We start from the raw sequence: 21,934 nt of genomic DNA, 5'->3' as shown, positions 1-21,934 counted from the left end.
ATGATGATCGGGCGGGGCGGCTCCGGAATCCGCGAGCCGTCGCCGACCACCGGGGTCATCCCGCCAGGGGCTTCACCCAGCGGGACCACCCGGCCTGACGGCGGTAGCCGTGAACGGCCCAGATCCCGTGCGCTGCCGGGTTGTCGTCGAGGACCATGGCGTCGGCACGGGTCCCGCCGAACGACCGGAACCGCTCCTCGGCGGCGGCGATCAACAGGCCGCCGACGCCTTCCCGTCGACGCCACGGGGCGACCGCGAGCCGGTAGAGGTGGCAGCGCCAGCCGTCCCAGCCCGCGATGATCGTCCCGACGATCTCGGTGCCGTCGACGGCCAGGATCAGCGCGTCCGGATCGCGCCGGAACATGGCGAGAACAGCGTCGGAGGTGTCCGGCGGACGGCTCTCGTTCTCGGCCGCGATCTGCCAGAACTCCAGGACCGCGGGAAGCTCCCCGGCGGAGGCCGTGCGCAAGATCAGTTCACCCATGCCGACACCCTAGTCAACTTTGTGGCACAAAGTTCTTTGACTTTGTGTTGTAAAGTCGAGCCATGACATCGACGGACGACGAATCGAACTTCGAGGATCCCGGTGAGGCGCTCCGGCTGATCGAGCGCGAGCAGGTCAACACCTTGCGCCACGTGACCCCCGATCCACGGCTGATGTATTGGCCGTGGGGCCTCACCTGGCTGATCAGTTTCGGGCTGTCGTTCCTGCGGTTCGGCCCCGACGGCAAGACCTTCGTGGACATGCCCGACTGGCTGCCGCTGATCGCCCTGACCGGTCTGCTGATCGCCGCGGGCATCTTCACCGGCGTCGTCGGGGCCAGGGCGAGCCGGCACATCTCCGGTCCGTCGAGTCGGCAGGGCGCCGCCTACGGCATCTCGTGGTCGGCCGGTTTCACCAGTCTGGCGATCATCTTCGGCCGGGTCAGCGAGCACGTGCCCGACGAGATGCTGGGTCTGCTCTGGGGCGGCGGCATGGTGGCCCTGGTCGGTGTGCTCTACATGGCGGGCAGCGCGATCTGGGATGTGCGCGACATGTTCGTGCTGGGCGCCTGGATCAGCGTGGTCAACGTCATCGGCGTCCTCTGGGGCCCGGGTTGGCACGCACTCGTCCTCGCCGTCGCGGGCGGCGGCGGCCTGCTGGTGGCGGGCTTCGTCGGTTGGATGCGGCGCCGATGACCGCGGGCGAGGACGCGGCAACCGCCCCCGAAGACCCGGGGACCGGCCCGGAGAGCCGAATGGCCGGCCTCGACGGCGGTCTACCGGAGCTCGATCCGGTGATCCACGCCCAGGCGCGACTGCGGGTGGTGGCCGCCCTCTCCCAGCTGCCCGGTGGCGACCGGATCACGTTCCCACGGCTGCAGGAGATCCTGCGGATGACCGCCGGCAACCTCTCCGTGCACCTCCGCAAGCTGGAGGAGGCCGGATATGTCGAGGTCACCAAGACCCATCGCGGCCGCACCCCGGCCACCCTCGTGCACCTCACGCAGCGCGGCCGGTTCGCCTTCGAGGAGTACGTCACCGCCCTGCGCACCCTGATCACTCCGGGAGAGGAACCGTCATGATCCACGCCCGCGCTGAAGGAGTCACGAAGAGCTTCGGCTCGACGCTCGCGCTCGACCGGGTCGATCTGGAGGTCCGGGCCGGCGAGCTGGTCGGCCTGCTGGGCCCGAACGGGGCCGGCAAGAGCACCCTGGTCAGCCTCTTCACCGGCAACCGCCGGCCGACGGCGGGCCGGGTGGAGCTGTGCGGCGGCGATCCGCGAGATCCGCGCAACCGGCGCACGCTGGGCGTCACACCGCAGGAGACGGGTCTGCCCGCCTCGCTTCGCGTCGGTGAGGTCGTCGATTTCGTACGGGCACACTTCCGCAATCCCCTGCCGAAGGCCGAGCTGGTCGAGCGGTTCGGGCTGGGTGACCTGGTCCGGCGGCAGACCGGTGGCCTCTCCGGCGGGCAGAAACGCCGTCTCGCGGTGGCGCTGGCGTTCGTCGGCCGGCCGGAGATCGTCTTCCTGGACGAGCCGACGACGGGTCTCGACGTGGAGGCGCGACGGGATCTGTGGGAGGCGGTGCGAGCATTCCACGCCGAGGGCGGCACGGTGGTGCTGACCAGCCATTACCTGGAGGAGATCGAGGCTCTCGCGGAGCGGGTGGTGGTGATCGCCGAGGGGCGGGTGCTGGCCGACGACAGCGTGGCGGCGGTGCGCGGGCTGATCAAGGTGAGCCGGGTCAGCCTTACTTCACCCGTACCCCTGACTGATTTTGATCTTGAGGGTCTGATGGCCGTGGAGCAGGCGGGTGACCGCCTGCATCTCCTCACACCGGACGCGGACCGCATGGTTCGTGAGCTGGTCGAGCGGAACGTGCCGTTCCGCGATCTGGAGGTCCGGCCCACCTCACTGGAAGAGGCGTTCCTCGTGTTGACCGGAAAGGAACAGAGATGACGAGCCTTGTCCTGACCCACGCGAAGTTCCAGACGCTCGAGCTCTTCCGCATCCCGATCGCGGTGGTGGGCAGCGCGTTCTGGCCGGCCGCGTCGATGCTGGCGTTCGTGGTGCCGTTCGCCGGCGACGATCCGGTGGCCGCCACCTACGCGACCGCCTCGATGACCACCTTCGCGATCATGAACACCAACCTCTTCCAGTACGGTATCGGCGTCTCGGAGGACCGCGCGCAGCCGTGGGATCCGTTCGTGCGGACGCTCGCCGCCGGCGCGGCGCCCCGGTTCCTCGGCCGGATCCTGACCGGCCTGCTGATGATGGTGGTCTCGCTGGCGCCGGTGGTGCTGATCGCCGCCCTGTTCACCGAGGCCACGCTGAGCCCGCTCGCGTTCCTGGCCGCCGTCCCGGTGTGCGCCATGATCGCGGTGCCGTTCATCCTGCTGGGCCTGTCCATCGGTTATGCGCTACCACAGAAGGCGGCGCTGGTGGTGGCGCAGATCCTGTTCCTGCCGCTGGCGTTCGGCGGTGGGCTGCTGACTCCGCCGGGTGGCGCACCCGGGTTCATCGAGGATCTCGCGCCGTTCCTGCCGACCGGTGGCGCCGTCCGGCTCATGTGGACGACGGTCACCGACTTCCCGTTCGACCTGACCGCGACGCTGGCCCTGGCCGGATGGACCGTGCTGTTCGGGGCGCTGGCGGTGTGGGCGCACCGCCGGGACGAGGGCCGCCGGTTCGGCTGACCCCCAAGATCCGGCACTACTGACCGAGAAAAGTGTTAGGGCCGCCGGTTCGGCCAGAACATTGACAGTTCCATTCGGTCAGGGGCATGACGATGCGACGATCCGCGGCATGACCGTACCGTCGTCACCGGGTTCGCCCAACTGGGTCGATCTCGCCACCTCCGACCTGGATGGCGCGATCCGGTTCTACACGGAGTTGTTCGGCTGGACCGCTCAGGTCTCCGGCGACGAGTTCGGCGGCTACACCACGTTCCTGCTGAACGGGCTGCCGGTCGCCGGGGCCGGGCCGCTCTTCGGAGCGGGTCAGCCGACCGCCTGGAGCAGCTACATCGCGGCCGCCGACGCCGACGTGGTGGCCGCCCGGGTGGAGGCCGCGCAGGGCAAGGTGCTGGTGCCGCCGTTCGACGTGATGGATCAGGGCCGGATGGCGGCGTTCCTGGACCCGGCCGGTGCGCCGTTCAGCGTCTGGGAGCCGGGGACGATGCGGGGCGCCGAGGTCTTCGACGTGCCGGGCGCGCTGACCTGGAACGAGCTGAACACCCGGGACCTGGAGGGCGCGATGGCGTTCTACGGCTCGGTGTTCGGCTGGACGTTCCGGGAAGCACACGTCAGCGGCCTGCCCTACGTCATGTGCGAGCGGGACCGCGCGCCGGTCGCCGGCATGCAACTCATGGTGGGCAGCGGTTTCCCGGACGATCTGCCGCCGCACTGGCTCATCTACTTCGCGGTCGGCAACTGCGACGCGGCCGCCGAGCACGCGCACCACTTGGGCGGGCGCATCGTGCATCCCCCGACGACGATCTCGGTCGGGCGGTATGCGGTGCTCACCGACCCGCAGGGCGGAACGTTCGCAATTCTGAACAATCGGCGATAACAGCCGCTCTCACCCTCACGACCCCCGCGTTCGCCGCACCGGCCACCGGGACCGTCCGCTACGCCGACAGCCCCACGGCGGTCGACGGCTCGTACGTCGTCGTCTTCAAGAACGGCGAGGCCGACCGGGTCCGCGCCGACCGGCTCACCAAGCGCTACGGCGGCAACGTCGACCGGGTCTTCGGCAGCGCCGTCGAGGGCTACACCGCGAGACTGACCGCAGCCCAGGCCGCCCGGCTCGCCGGTGACCCCTCGGTCGCGTCGGTCGAGGCCGACCAGGTCGTCCGGATCGCCGACACCGCACGTGGCCGGAGCGGTCGCGCTCTACCTGGCCGACAACCCGGGCGCCTCGGTGGCCACGGTCAACGCGGCGATCGTCGACAACGCCACCACCGGCGTAGTGACCGGCGCGGGCAGCGGCTCCCCGAACCGTCTGCTCTACACCGGCGCCTTCTGACCCTCCCCTTCCGTCGGGCACCGGCACCTTCCGACCTCCCCTTCTGCCGGGCACCGGCACCTTCCGGTCGGCCCGCACCCCTCCGCTCCGCAACCGGAGGGACCCCGCCCGACACGAAAAGGCCGCCCGGAAGGGCGGCCTTTTTCGTGAGTCATGCTTCTTCAGCCGAGCATGGCCGGCAGCTTCTCGAAGAGCTCGGTCGTGAAGGTCATCATCTCGCGGAGCATCCAGTTGCCGGTGAGCAGCAGCGCCGCCCCGATCGCCACCGCCTTCGGCACGAACGAGAGCGTGGCCTCCTGGATCTGGGTGACCGACTGGAACAGGGAGATGGCGAAGCCGACCGCAAGAGCGGTGAGCAGCACCGGCGCCGCCATCTTCGCGGCGACGGTCATGGCCTGCAGGGCGATCTCAACAACCAGCGCGTCCGTCATGCCCCTCAGTTCGGGCGCTGCCCGGACCCGCGGAGTGCAGACCGGTCGCCACTCGGTTGCCGTTCGGTTCGCGCCCACAGACTTCTCAAGTACGCCCCTCCCCTGCCGCACCGCCGGACCACTGTGGTCACTTGCGGACGGCGACGACCAGCGGACCGTGATCTCCTCCGATGATCCGGACCTTCACCCGGTAATGCTCGGCCAGGTTCGCCTCGGTCAGCACCTCGGACGGCGTGCCGGCGGCGACGACCCGGCCGCCCGACAGCAGGACCATCCGGTCGGCATACTCACCGGCGGTCGAAAGGTCGTGCATGGTGGCGAGAACGGTCAGACCACGCTCGGCACGCAACCGGTCGACAAGCTCCAGCACCTCCTGCTGGTGCCCGATGTCGAGGGCGCTGGTCGGCTCGTCGAGCAGCAGGATCCCGGCGCCCTGGGCCAGCGCGCGGGCGAGGAAGACCCGCTGCTTCTCACCGCCGGACAGCGTGTCCAGACGACGCCCGGCGAAGGGCACGAGGTCCAGCGCGGCGAGAGCCTCGTCGGCCGCCGCCAGGTCCGCGGCGCTTTCACGACCGAGAGGCGGGATGTACGGGGTACGCCCCAGCAGCACATAGTCGAAGACGCGTACGGCCGGCGGCACCACGGGCGACTGGAGAACCGTGGCCACCGCCTTGGCCCGTTCCCGCCGGTGCATCCCGCCGACCGCCCGCCCGTTCCACCGGACCGTCCCACCGAACGGCAGCAGCCCGCCGATCGCTCGCAGCGCCGTCGACTTGCCTGCCCCGTTCGGCCCGATCACGGTCACCCACTCGCCCTGGGCGACGTCCAGGTCCACGCCGTCGACGATGAGAGCCCCGTCCAGCCGTACGGTGAGTCCCGCGACGTCGATCGCGGTCGCCCCCGAGCCCACTCCGGGCCCGTCCGGCTCGTGCGCGGCGCCCGGGGCCCGCACTCCGGGGCCGCCCGGCTCGTGCGCGGCATCTGGGGGCCTCACTCCGGGGCCGTCCGGCTCGTGCGCAGCACCAGGACGAAGAAAGGCGCGCCCAGGAACGCCGTGACCACTCCGATCGGGATCTCCGCGTCGCCGCCCGCGGTCCGGGCCAGCAGGTCGGTCAGCACCAGGAACGCCGCGCCGAACAGCACCGACAGCGGCAGCAGCGCCCGGTTGCCGGGCCCGGCCAGCAGTCGCAGTGTGTGCGGCACGATGATCCCGACGAACCCGATCAGCCCGGACACGCTGACCGCGGCGGCCGTGCCCAGCGACGCCGCCACGATCAGCAGGTACCGGCTGCGCTGCGGGTGCAGGCCCAGACTCGTCGCCTCGGCGTCGCCGACGGTCAGGACGTCCAGCTCCCGGCGCTGGGCCAGGACGATCACGCAGGTGACCACCGCATACGGCAGGACCACGAGCACGTCGTGCCAGCCGGCCGTGGACAGCCGCCCGAGCATCCAGGAGTAGACGTCCCGCACCGACTCCAGATGACGCTGCAACAGGTAGGTCTGCGCCGCCGACAGGAAGGCGGACACCGCCACCCCGGCCAGGATCAGCGTGGCCGGCGATCGGTCCCGTCCACCGGCCGCGCCGAGCAGCCAGGTCAGGAGCACCGCGCCGACCGCGCCGACGAACGCGGCAGCCGGCACCCCGATCGGCAGGTCGGTCAGCCCGTCAGCGGCTCCCGACGCGCCGAGAACGATCACCGCGGTCACCCCGAGCCCGGCCCCGGACGCCACCCCGAGCAGGTGCGGGTCGGCCAGCGGGTTGCGGAACGCGCCCTGGTAGGCGGCGCCGGCCAGCGCCAGCAGAGCGCCGACCAGCAGACCGAGGACCACGCGCGGCAGCCTCAACTGGGTCAGGATGGCGACCTCACGTTCGGACAGGCCGCTGTCCAGTCGTACCCCCGGAATGAGATTGAACATCTCCACCGCGACCCCGCCGGGCGGCAGCGGAACCGAGCCGAAGGCGAGGCCGAGAACCGCCGCCACCAGCACCGCGGCGACACCCGCCGCCATCCACACCGGGCGCAGCCCGGCAGGCCGGCGGCGCACGGTCACGCGGGGACCTTGCTCACCGCGTCGGCGACCGTTTTGACCAATTCGACGGTACGGGGTCCCCAGCGCGAGGCGATGTCGTCGTCGAGGGGGTAGACCTGCCCCTTCGCGACGGCCGTGATCGAGGACCAGCCGGCCCGCGCCCGGACCGTCTCGGCCGACTGCTGGCAGCACTTGGTGTCGGCCAGGAAGATCGTGTCCGGGTTGGCCTTGACCAGCGACTCCTGGGACAGCTGCGGGTAACCGCCGAGCTTGCCGTCCGGGTCGGCGGCGTCGGCGACGTTGGTCATGCCGAAGCGCTCGAAGATCGATCCGATGAACGTCTTCGAGGTCGCCGAGTAGAGGTCCGGGCCCAGCTCGTAGTAGTAGCTGAGCGGCTTGCCGCGGGCCGGCACCGACTTGACGATCGTGTCGATCTCGGTGGCCATCCTCTGGTTCAGCGCCGTCGCCTCGGTCGGATGGCCGGTGAGCGTACCGAGCTCGGTGATCTCGGTGTAGGCGTCGTCGAGAGTGGCCGCGGCCGGTGACACGAAGACCGGGATCGACAGTTTGCCGAGCTGCGCCACGATGCCGTCCGCGTCACCGGAGATCACCACGAGGTCCGGGTCCTTGGCCGCGATGGCCTCGGCGTTCGGCTTGAAGCCGGACAGGTCGGTCTTCGGCGCCTCGGCCGGGTAGGTGGACTGGTCGTCGACCGCGGTGACCTGCGGGCCGGCGCCGATCGCGAAGAGCATCTCGGTGGCCGTCGGGCTCAGCGAGATGATCTTCGCGGGACGTTCCGCCAGGGTCACCGTGCCGACCGTGACCGGGTACGCCGCGGTCGCGGCGCCTGAGGCGGTCGGGGTGACGGTGGGTTTCGGATCGTCGCCCGCACAGCCCGTGAGGAGCAGTGCGGAGGCCGCTATAGCGGCAGTGAACAGGCGTTTCATGGGTCCTCCGGTCGGCCGGGCCTGTGGTGCTCGCCGACAGGGGCCGCCGTGGCCGCCGCCCGCGAGGCGCCCCTCCCCGGGAGCGCTGAATCGCGACCGACGCCCAGGCGACCTGGCTAGACCTCCGAAGAGGGATCACAGTTGCGGGACAGCTCCGGTTTCTCACCGGCTTCGCTGCGGCGCGGTCCCTGAAACGCTAACCCACCACATGCCGGGAACCGCCACCGGTGCGAACGTGTCCGCCCGTCAGCACCCGGTGGGCGAACCTCTTGGAGCTCACGCCGGCCCCACTCTGAGCGGGCTCCCGATCCGGTCCCATGCCGGCCTCGCTCTGAGCGGGCTCCCGATCCGGTCTCATGCCGGCCTCACGATCTTGGCGGTGGCCGTGGTCCGGCGACTCGCCTTCGCCACGGCGTCGGACAGGCGGACCTTGGCCAGGGCCACCCCGTCGCCGGTGAGGCGGTAGGTGTGCCGGGGCGGGCGGCCCGGTTGATCGGAGGGCTCCCAGGCGGCCTCCAGGAGCGACTGCTCGGTGAGGCGCATCAGGATCGGGTAGAGCGTCCCGGAGGCGAGGCTGGTCTCCCGGCTCAGGTCATACCCGTAACGCCAGGTGGCGGGTTCCTTCATCAGCGCCTCGAAAAGCCGCACCGTCTGCGGTGAGGCGTGTGGTGTCCTCGGCATGACCGAAACTCTACATAACTCGACTTACTGAATGGCAAGATCCCGGCATCGATCGATGCCGGGATCAGGCGCCTGGGCGCTTCGCGTGCTCCACGATGTCGGCGGCGGTGACCCGGTCGCCCTCGACGGCCGCATCCTCGTCACCGGCCAGCGCCGAGCGCAACCGCTCACGCTCCGCCGACCGGCGCGCGGCGATCTCGCCGAACTGCTCCGCCGACTGGTCACGCCAGCCACGGAGCAGGATCAACGACAGACCGGACGCGGCGACGAGCGCAACCATCGCCTTGACCAGGATGTTCAGCGGCGTCGTCGGAATCAGCACGGCGAACACGACCAGGAACAGGCCGAGGCGGCCGAGCGCGTACTTGACGGCGGGCTTCATGCGTTCTCTCCCTCAGCCCGGCCGGTGAGCGAGCCACCGGAGGCCGTAGAACCAGACCAGGCAATACACGACCGTACCGGTCACCGCGCCGGAGCCGCCGCTGACCAAGGGTGGAGCGACCTCGGCCACCAGACCGGCCACCGTCATACCGGCCGCCACCCCGAAACCGGCGGCCAGGCCACCCACCATGATCCGGTGCGCGCCGAAGCCCTCACCCCGGAACTCCTCGACGAACAGCCAGACGGGAAGGATCACCAGGAGCCAACCGTTGGACTCGCCGAACTCGCCGAGGCCGGTCAGCGCCATCACCGTCTCGAAGACCAACAGGACTCCCGCGCCCGCGGCCAGCCCGGCGAACGCGGAGCCCAGCAGGTCACCGATCGTGGCCAACCGGCCGCCGGCGTCTTTCTGCTGGGTCATCGGCGCATCGTCTCCCCGGTCAGGCCCAGATCTTCTGGGGCTCACTGCGGCGCTCGGCCAAGGACGGCGCCTTCTCGTACTCGCGTACCACCTGATAACGAGTGTCCCGCTCGACGGGCTGGAAACCGGCGTCCCAGATCAGGTGAAGAAGGTCGTCACGGTGCATGGTGTTCGGCGTGCCGTACGAGTCGGCGTCGTGTGTGATCTTGTACTCGACGACCGAGCCGTCCAGGTCGTCGGCACCGAAGCTCAGGGAGAGCTGGGCCACCGACAGGCCGTGCATCACCCAGAAGTTCTTCAGGTGCGGCACGTTGTCGAACAGCAGGCGGGACACCGCGAACGTCTTCAGCGACTCGGCCGGCGCCGCCATCGTGGTGCGCTCCTGGATCCGGTTACGGATCTTGCCGTCCTGGGCGTCGTGGAAGTCGTGCTGGTAGCGCAACGGGATGAAGACCGCGAAACCGCCGGTCTCGTCCTGGAGCTCACGGAGGCGCAGGACGTGGTCGACGCGGTGCCGCGGCTCCTCGATGTGGCCGTACAGCATGGTCGCCGGGGTCTTCATGCCCTTCTCGTGCGCCAGCCGGTGGATGCGCGACCAGTCCTCCCAATGGCAGGCGTGGTCGACGATGTGCTGCCGGACCTCCCAGTCGAAGATCTCGGCCCCGCCACCGGTCAGCGACTCCAGCCCGGCGTCCATCAGCTCGTCGAGGATCTCGCTCGCCGACAGGCCGCTGATCTTCTCGAACCACTGCACCTCGGTGGCGGTGAAGCACTTCAGCTTCACGTTCGGCAGCGCCGCTTTCAGCTCACGCAGCACCTTGGGGTAATAGCGCCAGGGCAGGCTCGGGTGCAACCCGTTGACGATGTGCAGCTCGGTGAGCTGCTCGTCCTCCATCTCCTTGGCCTTGGCGACGGCCTCGTCGATGCGCATCGTGTAAGCGTCCTTCTCCCCGGCTTGCGCTGGAAGGAGCAGTACGCGCAGCTGGCGGAGCAGACGTTCGTGAGGTTGAGGTGCCGGTTGACGTTGAACATCACCCGATCGCCGTTCATGACGGTCCGCTTGTGATGTGCCAATCGGCCCAGCCAGGCCAGGTCGTCGCTCGCGTAGAGGGCGACACCGTCCTCGCGGGACAGTCGCTCACCCGCGTAGACCTTGGCTTCCAGCTCCCGCTTCAACCCCGCATCCATGTGCAGAAGGGTACGACGCCACCCGTAGGTGACCTGCGGCACCGTTCATTTGAAAAATTCTCAGCGTGCTTTCACCTTCATTCGATCGACACCGGTACGGGCTGTGCGGTAAGAACCTTTAGGGACGACAAGTGACGGTCGTAACCGTCACGGACGGGGAGCTCATGGCCAAGGCAGTGCGGCGAGGCACTACGCATCGCATGCGTCATGTGCGCTCTCGTCTGCGCCCGTTCGCCATCTCGGCTGCCGTGGCCGCCGCGATCGCGACTCTGTTCCAGCCCATCCCGGCGATGGCCGACCCCAACGGCGCCCCCGGGACCATGACCTCCGTGCCGGACGGCGGCTCCCAGCCCGTCGCGGTCGGCCCGCTCGTCCTTCCCGGCGCACCCGTCACCCCGGCCACGCCCAACCCGGGCACGCCCTCGCTGATCACCCCCGGCGTCCCCGCGAGCCCCGTCCTCCAGAAGGTGGAGAAGGGCCGCGCCGAGATCGCCACCCTGGGTGACCAGCTGATCCGCCTCGGCCAGGATCGTGACCTCGCCCAGACGCAGCTCACCGCCGCGACCGCCCGGGTCACCGAGACACAACAGTCGCTGGTGCAGGCCCGCCGGGTCGCTCAGGAGTCCGCGGCCGCCGCCATGCGGCAGGCCGCCGCCATGCCGCCCGGAGCGCTCGACTCCGGCTGGGCCGAGCTGGACGCGCTGTCCCGCATGCAGCGCGGTGACGCCACCTCGTCGTACGAGGCGGCAGCCCGCCGACTGATCGCCGCCGAGGAGTCCGCCCGGGCCGCGTCCACCGACCAGGTCGCCACCAACGCGCGGTATTCGGCCCTCGCCGCCCAGTGGACCCAGCTCAACACCACCATCGCCAAGAAGCAGGCGGCACAGACCAAGTACGAGAACGAGCACCGCGACGAGATCAGCGCGGCTGAGAGCACCGCGAACGCGGCCGACCAGCAGCTCGGCGCGGAGTATCTGGCCGGGGCCGACGCCGGCCGGGGGTCCGACCCGCGGGCGGTCCAGGCGCTGCAGTTCGCGCTCGCCCAGCGCGGCGACCCGTATGTGTGGTCCGAGGAGGGCCCGGATCAGTACGACTGCTCAGGCCTGATGTGGGCGGCCTACCGCTCGGTCGGGTTCCAGCTCAACCGGGTGTCACGCGACCAGTATTACCAGACCCGCGAGCGGCAGGTCTCCCGCTACTCACTGCTCCCCGGCGACCTTCTGTTCTTCAGCTCGTCGAGCAGTTGGACGGGCATTCACCACGTCGCCATGTATGCGGGTCAGGGCATGATGGTCGAGGCTCCGCGTACCGGTCTGAACGTGCGGCTCACCCCGGTCCGGTGGACCCGCCTCTTCGCCGCCACCCGGATCTACGGCTCGATCGAGGGCGAGACGGAGACGCCCGACCTCGGCAGCCCCGACCCCGACGAGCCGGTCACCCCGCCCAAGTCGCCCTCGCCGAGCGGCAGCACCAAGCCGGGTAACCCCAACCCGTCCACGTCGGCGTCCACCTCGCCGAGCACCTCGACGTCCCCGAGCACGTCGACCTCGCCGAGCACCTCGACCTCGCCCAGCACCTCGACCTCACCGAGCACGTCCACCTCGCCGTCATCGTCGCCGTCGGCGTCGACACCGCCGGTGGTTCCGCAGCCGCCGGACGGGGAGGACTCGGCCGAGCCTTCCGCGAACACGCCGAGCGCCTCGGTCGGCAGCACCACCGGATCGGCTGCGGCGAGCGCGTCGCAGGCGGCCGCCTCCGGCTCGGCGGCGGCCTCCAAGGCCGCTGCCACGACCTCCAAGGCGGCTGCCACCTCCTCCAAGGCGGCTGCCACGTCCTCCGGGTCGTCGGCCGCGTCGGAATCGACCCCGAAGTCCGCTTCGGCCAGCGCCGGTTCCGGTGATGATTAGTCCGGTAAGCAAACAGAATGGGCCGGGCACAAGGGCCCGAAACGGCCGGTCGGCCATCGGACGGTCGTTGCCGGGCGAGTGACGCTGATGCCGGGTGTGTTCACACCGACTGATGTGGCACGGTTATGGTCAGCGCCCGACGTCCGAGACATCGTCGGCAGCGGTGGTCGGGAGGACCCATGGACGAGCAGCAGGCGACCAAGGACGGCGAGATCGGAACGTCTGCCGTCCGGCCGCCCGCCGACGACACCGAGGGGTACGCTCCTCCGCCACCGCCCCCACCGGGCGCGTTGTGGGCCGCCTCGGCCGGTGATCCCAAGCCCGCCTCTGCCCCGCCCGCTCCCGTGGCGTCCAAGCCCGGCGCGCCGGCCTCCGCAGAGACCGCGTCTGCGCCTACCGCTTCCGTGGCGTCCGAAACCGGTGTCCCGGCCCCCGCAGAGCCCGTCAGCGCTCCGGTATCCGGCGCTCCGGTATCCGCCGCGCCGACGTCCGGGGCTCCGGTTTCCGTCGCCACGGCGTCCGCCGCGGTCACTCCGGTCGACTCGGCACCCGCAGCCAAACCCGTCTCCACCGCGCCCGCTGCAGCTGTGGCTTCCGGGGCATCCGCTGCGGTCGTTCCGGTCTCCACTCCGCCCTCGGCGACCTCGCCCACCGCCCCGGTGTCGCCCTCAGCGGCCTCTGCCACGCCGGCGGCCGGTCCGGATTCTGCCGCCCCGGCGGTGAAGGCCTCCGCGTCGGTGCCCGTGTCCACGCCGCCCGCGACTCGGATCAGCGCCTCCGCGCCGGTCTCGGCCGCGCCGGCCGCCGGAGCAGCCGTTCCCACTTCCCCTGCCGGAGCAGCCGTTCCGGCGGCCGGTGCCGCCGTCTCGGCCACACCCGGCTCGGCGGCACCCATCGCTCGGGCATCCGTCTCTGCTGCTCAGCCCTCGGCCACGCCTGACTCGGGCACACCCGCCGCTACCCCGCCGCCCTCGGCGCCCGCTTCCAGCCCGTCGGTCTCTGGCGCCTCTGCCTCGACCGCCTCGGCGTCGCCGGTTTCCGGTGTCCGCGCGGCCTCCACTCCGGTTGGTGGATCGTCGGCACGTCCGGTCTCGGCGGTACCCGGCTCGGGTGCCGCGCGTGTCTCCGTGCCCGGGGTGGTTCGCCCGGCCGCTGACGAGGTTCCCGTCTCGGCACGTGCGGCGGGGCAGCCAACGGTCTACGGTTCGGCGCCGCGACCAATCGGCTCGGCCTCTGTCGTCGGCATCACATCGCCCGGCTCGGCGAAACCAGCCGAGCCGGAGAAGCCCGCCGACCCGAAAGCGGCCGACCCCAAGGCCGCTGACACCAAGACGGCCGACCCCAAGACTGCGAGCCCGAGGACGGCCGACCCGAGTACGGCCGACCCGAAGACTGCCGACCCGGCCAAGTCTGCCGAGCCGAACCCGGCCCGGCCCGAGCCCGATGAGCCGGGCAAGAGCCCCGATCCGAACAGCCCCGCTGATCCCGAACCGGCGAAGCCGGAACCGGCACCGGCCCGCCCGACCCCACCGAAACCGGCTGAGCCCAAACCGACCCAGCCCGAGCCCGCCCGGCCGCCGACGCCGTTCCCGGCGCCCGCGCCGCCACCCGCACCAGCGCCGAAGCCGGTCCCCCCGGGGCCGATTTCGCCGGCACCCGTGCCGCCGAGCCCGATCCCTCCCGCGCCCGTGCCGCCGAGCCCGATCCCTCCCGCGCCCGTGCCGCCGAGCCCGGTCCCGCCCGCTCCTGGTCCCAGCCCGATCCCGCCCGGCCCGGGTCCGGTGCCGCCCGGCCCAGTCCCGCCCGCTCCCATGATCGGAAACAGTCCCAGAAGCGGAACCGGCCCGGTGAGCGGAAGCAACCCGGCAAGCGGAAACAGTCCGGCCAGCGGCAACGGACCCGCGAGCGGAAACGGCCTGCCCAGCTACTCCTTGCCGCCCACCGCCGCCTCGGCAGGCCTGCCACCGGCTCCGCCGAGCGCTCCCCGTGGAACGCCGTACCGGGGCTTCCCGTCGTCACCGGAGAACATCGAGATGACCCAGCCGGTCTCCGCCGGACCCCCACAGCCGTCCCAGTACGGCAATCCGCCGACCACCCCGATCAGCCCCGTGGCCGGTAACGTGCCGCAGCAGCGTGGCCAGGGCACGGTGTACAGCACGGGCGGCTACCCGGCGATCGACATGACGATGCCGGTGTCCGACCCGGTGGAGAACTCGGGTTCGCTGACCGGCCACATCCTCGCTCAGGGGTGGTATGACGCTCCGGTCGACCAGCGCCGCAGTAATCTGAAGGTGGTCATCGCCATGCTCGCGGTGCTCGGCCTGCTGGTGACGGTGAGTCTTGTGTTCGTCTTCACAGCGGGTGACGCGTTCACCGATTTTCTAGGCAATCTGACCGGCAAATGAGTGACTGACGCAGTCCCGACAGTGCCAAGAGTCCTCGGCTTTTTGCCGTTCGGGCCTGGAAGATTTAAACTGGCGAGGTTGCGCTTCAACGTGAGCATGCCCACTACCCGGCCGGAATGCGGTCGGCGGTTCAGGCGTTCACCCGTACACTGATGGTAGTTATTGACGCGGCGTGCCCACCCGGCGCACGCCACGGGCGTTCTTGCGGGCATTTCAGCGAGCGGTCTCCAGTGACCGTGGCGGGCCATTCGCGAGCATGCGCCCCCGTAGAGAGGTTCTCTTGACCACTTTCGCTGATTCCAGCACGTTCCCGTCCGTCTTCGACAGCTCCACCCCGGAAAACGAAGCTCCCGAGACCATCGTCGCCGCGGCTGAGGCCGCCCCGGCGCCGGTCAAGACCTTCGCTGACCTCGGTGTGCCCGCCGAGATCGTGCGTGTCCTCAACCGTGAGGGCATCACCAGCCCGTTCGAGATCCAGACCGCGACCGTGCCGGACGCGCTGGCCGGCCGGGACGTCCTGGGCCGTGGCCAGACCGGCTCCGGCAAGACTCTGGCGTTCGGCCTGCCGGTGCTCGCTCGCACCGCTCAGAGCGGCCGGGCTCGCCCGCACTACCCGAAGGCGCTGATCCTGGTGCCGACCCGTGAGCTGGCGATGCAGGTCGCCGACGCTCTGACGCCGGTGGGCCGGGCGGTCGGCGTGTTCCTGAAGACCGCGGTCGGCGGGGTTCCGTACGACCGTCAGATGGACGCCCTGCGCCGCGGCGTCGAGGTGATCGTCGCCACTCCGGGCCGGCTCGCCGACCTGATCGAGCGCGGCGCCTGCAGGCTCGACGACGTCGAGGTCACCGTCCTCGACGAGGCCGACCAGATGGCCGACATGGGCTTCCTGCCCGAGGTCACCGACCTGCTGGCCAAGACGCCGGAGAACGCGCAGCGGCTGCTGTTCTCGGCCACTCTGGACGGTGACGTCGACACGCTGGTCAAGCGGTTCATGCACGACCCGGTGACGCACTCGACCGCCCCGGCGGAGGCGAGCGTGTCCACCATGGATCACCACCTGCTGCTGATCCCGCCGGCCGACAAGTTCCCGATCACCTCGTGGATCGCGAACCGGGACGGCAAGACCATCGTTTTCGCCCGCACCCAGATGGGCGTGGACCGGCTGGTCGAGCAGCTCGCGGCGGTCGGTGTCCGGGCCGGCGCCCTGCACGGCGGCAAGACGCAGCGGGTTCGTACCCGTACGCTGGCCGAGTTCAAGGAAGGCCGGACGAAGGTCCTGGTCGCGACGGACGTGGCGGCTCGTGGCATCCACGTCGACGGCATCTCGCTCGTCATGCACGTGGACCCGCCGAAGGACCCGAAGGACTACCTGCACCGGGCCGGCCGCACCGCCCGGGCCGGCGAGTCGGGCGCGGTCGTGACGCTGGTTCTGCCGAAGCAGCGCCGCACCACGCAGGCGATGATGTCGAAGGCCGGGGTCGCTCCCACCGAGACCCGCGTCCGCCTGGGCGACGACAACCTGGCCGAGATCGCCGGCGCTCGCGAGCCCAGCGGCGTCCCGGTGGTGGAGGAGCCGGAGCCCCGTCGCGAGCGTTCCGGCGGCGGCCGTGGCCGCTTCGGCGACCGTCCTCGTGGCGACCGCCCGCAGCGCTCCTACGGCGACCGCCCGCAGCGTTCGTTCGGTGACCGCAACGAGCGGACCTTCGGGGACCGCCCGCAGCGTCCCTACGGCGACCGTCCGGCCGGTGACCGGGGCGACCGTGGGTTCGGCGACCGTCCCCGCTCGGACCGCCCGTTCGGCGACCGTGACCGCAGCTTCGGCGACCGCCCGTCCGGTGGCGACCGCCCGTCCGGTGGCGACCGCGGCTTCGGCGACCGCCCGCGTTCGGACCGGCCCCAGGGGGACCGCTCGTTCGGTGACCGGCCTTCCGGCGACCGTCCGCAACGTTCCTACGGCGACCGCCCGCAGCGTTCGTTCGGCGACCGTCCGACGGGCGACCGCCCGACCGGCGACCGCCCGCAGCGTGCGTTCGGTGACCGTCCGGCCGGTGACCGTTTCGGCGACCGTCCGGCGGGTCCCCGTCGCGAGGGTCACCGCACCGATGGCCGCGGCGACCGTCGCGAGGGGCCGGGTGGCCGCTACGGCACCTCCCGCCCGGCTCGTAGCTACTGATCAACCCCTCCGAAGCCCCGATCGCCTCCACGCGGTCGGGGCTTCGGCCTTTTATCGGGTACGCCGCACCAAGGTCGAGTGGCTACCCCGCGACGGAGGCGGTCCGTCCCGGCCGAAACGCCCTTCCGGGCTGAGGCGTTCCCTCCCCGGCCCGGCGTGGCTACGTACGGCTCCGGCGCCGTGCCGTTCGGGGTGACGGTAGGCAGCGGCATCCGCCCGGAGGACGCGCTGGTGAGCGCTAGTGTCGGCTGCGTCGCGTGGTGGTCACGGGACCTTTGTAGCCGTACAAAATGGTGAAAATCAGGTAGGTTACCGGCATGCCGTTGCCGATCGCGGTGTTCTGGGAGCGCAGCGACGCTCCCGGCGCCGAGCATGCCCTGCTGGAGGCGCGCGACGGCCTGTATGCGCAGGGCACCCTGTTGACCGCCGCGCCCATCCCGTTCGCCTGCCATTACGAGGTGCGCACCGGACCGGATTGGGCGACCGCCCGGCTGGATGTGCGGGCCGAGGGCGCCGGCTGGGCGCGTGGGATGCGCCTGGAGTTGGCGGCCGGCCGCTGGCGGGTGACCGGTTCAGAACAGGGTGATCTCGATGACGCACTGACCAGAAGCGGTCATGCTCGGGCGGGCTTGCCCGGGTGCGCGGATCCGGATCTGTTGTATGGCGCGTTCGACGTCGGCCTCGGCGGGTCGGCGCTGTTCGCCACGTTGCCGATCCGCCGGCTTGGCCTGCTCGGGTCGGAGGCGGGCGTGTCGCATCGGCTGAGCGTGGCGTGGGTGCTACTGCCGAGCCTGGAGGTGGTGCAGGCGGATCAGATCTACACGCCGCTGGGCGACGGGCGGGTGCGGTTCGCCGACGAGACCGCCAGCGTCGACCTGGACTGCGACGCCGACGGCCTCGTGATGGACCGGCCGGGACTGGCCCGCCGCGTCATAGCTTCTGCTTGATCCAGCTGACGCAGGCCTTGTCGACCGTTTTGAAGGGTTTGTCGAGGGCGACCTGGGAGGCGACGTCGGGTTGCACCCCTTCGCGCAACACCAGGGAGACGAAGTTGAACATCTTCTCCTCGCCGAACTTCTCGGCGATGCAGCCCACCGCGAAGTGGCCGGTGGCGTAGAGCCGGGTTACGGTCAGGTCGTCGGACTTGGCGTTGAGCCGCGGCAGCGCGATGGTCTTGATGGCGCCCTTGCGGGACTGGACGTAGCGGAGCGCGTCACGGCTGTAGCTGTTCTGCGGCTTGCTGGGCTGGTAGCCGATGTACTCGGCGACGCCCTCGATCAGCCACAGGTCGTCCTCGTCGTCCCAGTTGCGGTTGCCGTTGAGGGTGACGGCGTGACCCATCTCATGCTGGATGATCTCGGTGACCTGACGGTCGGTGCCGGACAGCGCCTCGCTGACCTTGATGACGATGTCGCTGCCGATGCCGTTGAGCGGTAGGTGGTACGCGACGGACCAGTTCGGGGCGCGACCGTCATACCAGCTCTTCCAGCCCTTGGCGTCGGCCAGGTAGATCCGGTACTTCTGCTGCTCGTTGCGCAGCCGTGTGCCGTACCGGTCGGCGACCGCGGCGGCTTTCTCGGCCAGCGGCAGCACCCGGCTGATGTTCTGGGCCTGTGATTTCGGGCCGGCCACGATCACCCGCTGCCCCCGCACGACGGCCAGTGGGGCCGACTCCCACGGGGCCGGCTGCAGATAGTTCTCGACGCCGGAGGCGCCCATCCCGGTGATCACGTAGGAGCCGTCACGGGGCGTCAGGGTGAGCGTGTTGATCATCATCGGCGCGCCGGCCAGCGGGTCGGAGCGGTGAGCGGGACATTCCACGCCGCTGAAGCAGTAGTTGAGGTCGACGCGGATCTTCATCACCGCGCCGGTCATCTTCGGCTGGCCCTCGATCGTCAGGTCGGCTGAGGTGAGCTCCAGCGCCCGCAGATTCTGGAAGATCGTCCGGTACCGCGACCGCAGTTTCGCGTCGACCGGGGCCAGCCAGCCCGCCTCGTCGCCCTTGAGCAGCGCCTGGACCTGGCCGGCAAGCGCCACCTCGGCCTGCTGCAACGGGGTGAGCGGGGTGGCGGAGACCGATGGCGACGCTGAAGCCGAGGCGACCGGGGTCGCGGTGGCGGGCTCTTGACGGTCCGGCCAGAAGACCACCGCGCCGGCACTCGCGGCCAGTACCACGGCGGTCAGACCGGCAACAAGCGCCGAGGTCTTCCGCGGCGAGGACGGGGCAGGAGGCTCCTCCGGCGACTGGGCCTGAGACTCGGTCGGAGGCTCCTCCGCGGACTCGGCCGCAGGCTCCTCCTGCGGCTCGGCCGAAGGCAGGGCGGCAGGTGGAAACGGCGGCTCGGGCGACGGCCCGGACGACGGCATCGACTCGGGCGTCTCATCCATGATCGAGGATCTAACCATGTGGTTCGATCGGCCTCTATCCCAATACCGACCGATGCTCATATCCGTTGTGTGATCCAGGTGACGCATGCTTTGTCGACGGTTTTGAAGGGCTTGCCGAAGGACGCCCGGGAGGCGGGATCGAGCTCCTGACCGTCCCGGACGACCCGTTTGACGAAGTCGAGCATCCGGGTCTGGCCATAGCGGTCGACCAGGCAGCCGACCGCGTAGTGCCCGGTGGCGTAGAGCGTGCTGACCGTCAGGTCGTCGGACTTGTCGGTGAGCTCCGGCCGGGCGATCGTCTTGATGGCGCCGTGCTCGTCGACCCAGGCGCGCAGCGCGTACCGGCTCTCGGTGTTCTGTGGTTCCCCGGGGAAGAACCCGATGTAGTCGGCGACCCCTTCGATCAGCCACAGGTCCTCGTTCGGATCGCGGTTGGACGACGGAACCATGGTCACCGCGTGTGCCATCTCGTGCTGGACGGTGAGGGCGAGCTGGCGATCGGAGTCGAGCACCTCGCTGGCCTTGAGGACGATGTCGCTGCCGGCCTGGTTCAGGGCGAGGTGGTATCCCACGACCCATTTCGAGAGCTGTCCGCCATACCACCGTTTCCATGACTTGTCGTCGGCCAGGTAGATCCGGTAGCGCGCGGGCGGCTCGGTGGTGAAGCGGTCGACGACGGTGGCGGCCTTCTCGGCGGCGGCCAGCACCTGCCGGAGGTTCTTCGCCTGTCCGGGCGGGCCCGCGACGATGACCCGCGTGCCGCGCGCGAACCGGAGCTCGACGTTCTCCCACGGGGTGGGTTGCAGGTAGTTCCCGTCCTCGACGTCGGCGATCTTCGTGACCACGTACTCGCCGTCGCGTCGCGTCAGGGTCAGGTCGTAGAGGAGTTTCGGGCTGCCCACGTCGACCCGGTCCGCCCAGGCCGGACAGGTCGTGCCGCGGATGCAGTAGCCGATCATGACCCGGGCGTTCACCGTGCTGCGGGTGCTCCGGTCGAGGATCTCCACGCCGTAGTCGGCCCGGCTGACCTCCAGATTGCGCAGGTTGCGGTAGATGGCCCGGTAGCGGCTCCGCGCGGCCGGATCGACCGGTGTCAACCAGCCCTTCTCGTCTCCGTTGAGCAGAGCGTCGACCTGGCCCCGCAGGACCGACTGGACCTCCCGCTCGAGCAGCGCGGAGGTGTCGAGGACGACGGGCGCGGCGGTGGCCGGCCTGGACTGCCGGGGCTCGGGCCACAGGACCACGCCGGCGGCGGAGGCAGCCAGCAGCAGCACACCGAAGGCCGCGAAGACCCGCGCCACCCAGTCGCGGCTCGATCGATGATCGAGATCATCCTCCACGAGCCGGATCTAATCACGGCTCGTCGATGCATGTCAGCCCGGCCAGTCGCCGCCGTCCATGAATCGCTCAATCACCCCGGAGTAAGGGGACAATTCGAGCCCCTGGCCGGCCACCCAGTCGTCGGAGTAGTAGGTGTCCGCGTAGCGTTCGCCACCGTCGCAGATCAGCGTCACCACCGATCCGGTACGCCCGGCTGCCCGCATCTCGGCGATCAGCCGGAAGGCGCCCCACAGGTTGGTGCCGGTCGACCCGCCGAGCCGCCGGCCCAGCATCTCCGAGCCGGCCCGCATGGCGGCGAGCGACGCGGCATCCGGCACGTGGATCATGCGGTCCACGACCGACGGCAGGAACGACGGCTCCACCCGGGGCCGGCCGATCCCTTCGATACGCGAGCCCCGGCCGGTCACGGTGGTCCAGTCACCGGCGATGTAAGCCTGCCAGAACGCCGATCCCTCGGGGTCGACGACGCAGACTCTGGTGGCCAGGCGACGGTATCTCGCGTACCGGCCGATGGTGGCGCTGGTGCCGCCGGTGCCCGCGCCGACCACGATCCACGCGGGGACCGGGTGCCGCTCCAGGGCCAGCTGGCTGTGGATGGACTCGGCGATGTTGTTGTTGCCCCGCCAGTCGGTGGCCCGCTCGGCGTAGGTGAACTGGTCCATGAAGTGCCCGCCGAGCTCCGCGGCGAGCCGACGCGCCTCCGGCACCGCCTGGGTGGCATCGGCCACGAGGTGACATCGGCCGCCCTGGAACTCGATCAGCGAGACCTTCTCCGGCGACGTGGAGGCCGGCATCACGGCGATGAACGGCAGGCCCAGCATGCGGGCGAAGTACGCCTCACTGACCGCGGTCGAGCCGGAGGACGCCTCGACGACCGTGGTCTGCGGGCCGATCCAGCCGTTGCAGAGCGCGTACAGGAACAGCGAGCGGGCCAGGCGGTGCTTGAGTGAGCCGGTGGGGTGTGACGACTCGTCCTTGAGGTAGAGGTCGATGCCCCAGGAGACCGGCAGAGGGTACGGCAGCAGGTGCGTGTCGGCGGATCGGTTGGCATCCGCCTCGACCAGGGCGATCGCGTCGCGTGCCCAGTCGCGCGCCACGCTGTCCGAGCGGTCGAGCTTGGTGACGTCCAT

General features: G+C 70.5%; 21 protein-coding genes, 2 pseudogenes and 1 riboswitch. Of the genes and pseudogenes, 11 read left to right on the top strand and 12 right to left on the bottom strand.

Translation table 11 applies throughout. The features are described from left to right. Positions 1-55: 55 nt before the first annotated feature. A complete protein-coding gene (locus ACQPZW_RS01305; protein WP_433793023.1) occupies positions 56-484 on the bottom strand; it encodes a GNAT family N-acetyltransferase in 429 nt (142 codons plus the stop codon). A 62-nt stretch (positions 485-546) separates the two neighbouring features. On the opposite strand from ACQPZW_RS01305, the gene ACQPZW_RS01300 reads away from it, so the two are divergent. The 7 genes and pseudogenes from ACQPZW_RS01300 (at position 547) to ACQPZW_RS01270 (ending at position 4,510) form a co-directional block, all read left to right on the top strand. Next, positions 547-1,179, top strand: coding sequence for a transporter (locus ACQPZW_RS01300; protein WP_433793022.1), 633 nt, complete (start codon positions 547-549; stop codon positions 1,177-1,179). After that, a complete protein-coding gene (locus ACQPZW_RS01295) occupies positions 1,176-1,565 on the top strand; it encodes a winged helix-turn-helix domain-containing protein (RefSeq protein WP_433793021.1) in 390 nt (129 codons plus the stop codon). Before ACQPZW_RS01300 ends, ACQPZW_RS01295 begins: the two co-directional genes overlap by 4 nt. Then, positions 1,562-2,443, top strand: coding sequence for an ABC transporter ATP-binding protein (locus ACQPZW_RS01290; RefSeq protein WP_433793020.1), 882 nt, complete (start codon positions 1,562-1,564; stop codon positions 2,441-2,443). Before ACQPZW_RS01295 ends, ACQPZW_RS01290 begins: the two co-directional genes overlap by 4 nt. After that, entirely contained in the window at positions 2,440-3,180 is a 741-nt protein-coding gene (locus ACQPZW_RS01285; protein WP_433793019.1) for an ABC transporter permease, read from the top strand. Before ACQPZW_RS01290 ends, ACQPZW_RS01285 begins: the two co-directional genes overlap by 4 nt. A 109-nt stretch (positions 3,181-3,289) precedes the next feature. Then, positions 3,290-4,054 (top strand): VOC family protein, encoded by a 765-nt coding sequence (locus ACQPZW_RS01280; protein WP_433793018.1) that lies wholly within the window; start codon positions 3,290-3,292, stop codon positions 4,052-4,054. After that, positions 4,051-4,284 (top strand): annotated as a pseudogene (locus ACQPZW_RS01275) (S8 family peptidase); the annotation flags it as partial. The gene ACQPZW_RS01280 and the pseudogene ACQPZW_RS01275, both read left to right, overlap by 4 nt. A 73-nt stretch (positions 4,285-4,357) precedes the next feature. Continuing rightward, the gene (locus ACQPZW_RS01270; protein ID WP_433793017.1) at positions 4,358-4,510 is read left to right on the top strand and encodes a hypothetical protein; all 153 of its coding nucleotides are present in this window, start codon (positions 4,358-4,360) and stop codon (positions 4,508-4,510) included. Positions 4,511-4,671: 161 nt separating this feature from the next. Here ACQPZW_RS01270 and fliQ read toward each other — a convergent pair whose 3' ends face one another. From fliQ to mqnE, 8 genes and pseudogenes are all read right to left on the bottom strand, one after another. Beyond that, complete coding sequence (gene fliQ / locus ACQPZW_RS01265; RefSeq protein WP_093620045.1) at positions 4,672-4,941, bottom strand: flagellar biosynthesis protein FliQ; 270 nt, start codon at positions 4,939-4,941, stop codon at positions 4,672-4,674. 127 nt (positions 4,942-5,068) lie between these two features. Further along, positions 5,069-5,851, bottom strand: a complete 783-nt coding sequence (locus tag ACQPZW_RS01260) for an ABC transporter ATP-binding protein (RefSeq protein WP_433797374.1) — start codon at positions 5,849-5,851, stop codon at positions 5,069-5,071. Between the two features lie 80 nt (positions 5,852-5,931). Continuing rightward, positions 5,932-6,951 carry a FecCD family ABC transporter permease gene (locus ACQPZW_RS01255; protein WP_433797373.1) on the bottom strand — a complete coding sequence of 340 codons (1,020 nt, stop codon included), beginning with the start codon at positions 6,949-6,951 and terminating at the stop codon, positions 5,932-5,934. 38 nt (positions 6,952-6,989) lie between these two features. Continuing rightward, on the bottom strand, positions 6,990-7,919 hold the full coding sequence (locus tag ACQPZW_RS01250) for an ABC transporter substrate-binding protein (protein ID WP_433793016.1): 930 nt from the start codon (positions 7,917-7,919) through the stop codon (positions 6,990-6,992). A gap of 111 nt (positions 7,920-8,030) precedes the next feature. Further along, positions 8,031-8,089, bottom strand: a riboswitch (cobalamin riboswitch). Positions 8,090-8,273: 184 nt separating this feature from the next. After that, positions 8,274-8,600 (bottom strand): PadR family transcriptional regulator, encoded by a 327-nt coding sequence (locus ACQPZW_RS01245; RefSeq protein WP_433793015.1) that lies wholly within the window; start codon positions 8,598-8,600, stop codon positions 8,274-8,276. A gap of 64 nt (positions 8,601-8,664) precedes the next feature. Continuing rightward, positions 8,665-8,982, bottom strand: coding sequence for a DUF4229 domain-containing protein (locus tag ACQPZW_RS01240; protein WP_433793014.1), 318 nt, complete (start codon positions 8,980-8,982; stop codon positions 8,665-8,667). Between the two features lie 12 nt (positions 8,983-8,994). Next, positions 8,995-9,402, bottom strand: coding sequence for a hypothetical protein (locus ACQPZW_RS01235; protein WP_433793013.1), 408 nt, complete (start codon positions 9,400-9,402; stop codon positions 8,995-8,997). 19 nt (positions 9,403-9,421) lie between these two features. After that, positions 9,422-10,590, bottom strand: a pseudogene (mqnE, locus tag ACQPZW_RS01230) (aminofutalosine synthase MqnE). Positions 10,591-10,790: 200 nt separating this feature from the next. Here mqnE and ACQPZW_RS01225 point away from each other — a divergent pair. From ACQPZW_RS01225 to ACQPZW_RS01210, 4 genes are all read left to right on the top strand, one after another. Further along, positions 10,791-12,497: a C40 family peptidase gene (locus tag ACQPZW_RS01225; protein ID WP_433793012.1), complete on the top strand. Its 1,707-nt coding sequence runs from the start codon at positions 10,791-10,793 to the stop codon at positions 12,495-12,497. A 2,108-nt stretch (positions 12,498-14,605) separates the two neighbouring features. Beyond that, the gene (locus ACQPZW_RS01220) at positions 14,606-14,902 is read left to right on the top strand and encodes a hypothetical protein (RefSeq protein WP_433793011.1); all 297 of its coding nucleotides are present in this window, start codon (positions 14,606-14,608) and stop codon (positions 14,900-14,902) included. Positions 14,903-15,182: 280 nt separating this feature from the next. Beyond that, the gene (locus tag ACQPZW_RS01215; protein ID WP_433793010.1) at positions 15,183-17,075 is read left to right on the top strand and encodes a DEAD/DEAH box helicase; all 1,893 of its coding nucleotides are present in this window, start codon (positions 15,183-15,185) and stop codon (positions 17,073-17,075) included. Positions 17,076-17,392: 317 nt separating this feature from the next. Next, the gene (locus ACQPZW_RS01210; RefSeq protein ID WP_433793009.1) at positions 17,393-18,022 is read left to right on the top strand and encodes a putative glycolipid-binding domain-containing protein; all 630 of its coding nucleotides are present in this window, start codon (positions 17,393-17,395) and stop codon (positions 18,020-18,022) included. On the opposite strand, the gene ACQPZW_RS01205 is transcribed toward ACQPZW_RS01210, so the two are convergent. From ACQPZW_RS01205 to ACQPZW_RS01195, 3 genes are read right to left on the bottom strand one after another with little or no spacing between them, the layout of a single operon-like run. Then, complete coding sequence (locus ACQPZW_RS01205; protein WP_433793008.1) at positions 18,006-19,463, bottom strand: hypothetical protein; 1,458 nt, start codon at positions 19,461-19,463, stop codon at positions 18,006-18,008. The two genes, ACQPZW_RS01210 and ACQPZW_RS01205, sit on opposite strands and share 17 nt — an antisense overlap. A 56-nt stretch (positions 19,464-19,519) precedes the next feature. Then, the gene (locus ACQPZW_RS01200) at positions 19,520-20,803 is read right to left on the bottom strand and encodes a hypothetical protein (RefSeq protein ID WP_433793007.1); all 1,284 of its coding nucleotides are present in this window, start codon (positions 20,801-20,803) and stop codon (positions 19,520-19,522) included. 33 nt (positions 20,804-20,836) lie between these two features. Continuing rightward, entirely contained in the window at positions 20,837-21,934 is a 1,098-nt protein-coding gene (locus tag ACQPZW_RS01195; RefSeq protein WP_433793006.1) for a PLP-dependent cysteine synthase family protein, read from the bottom strand.

The sequence above is a fragment of the Actinoplanes sp. CA-252034 genome (assembly GCF_050956125.1).
Lineage (GTDB): Bacteria > Actinomycetota > Actinomycetes > Mycobacteriales > Micromonosporaceae > Actinoplanes.
Note: the sequence above shows the minus strand (reverse complement) of the source record. Positions and strands in the feature narration are given on the sequence as shown.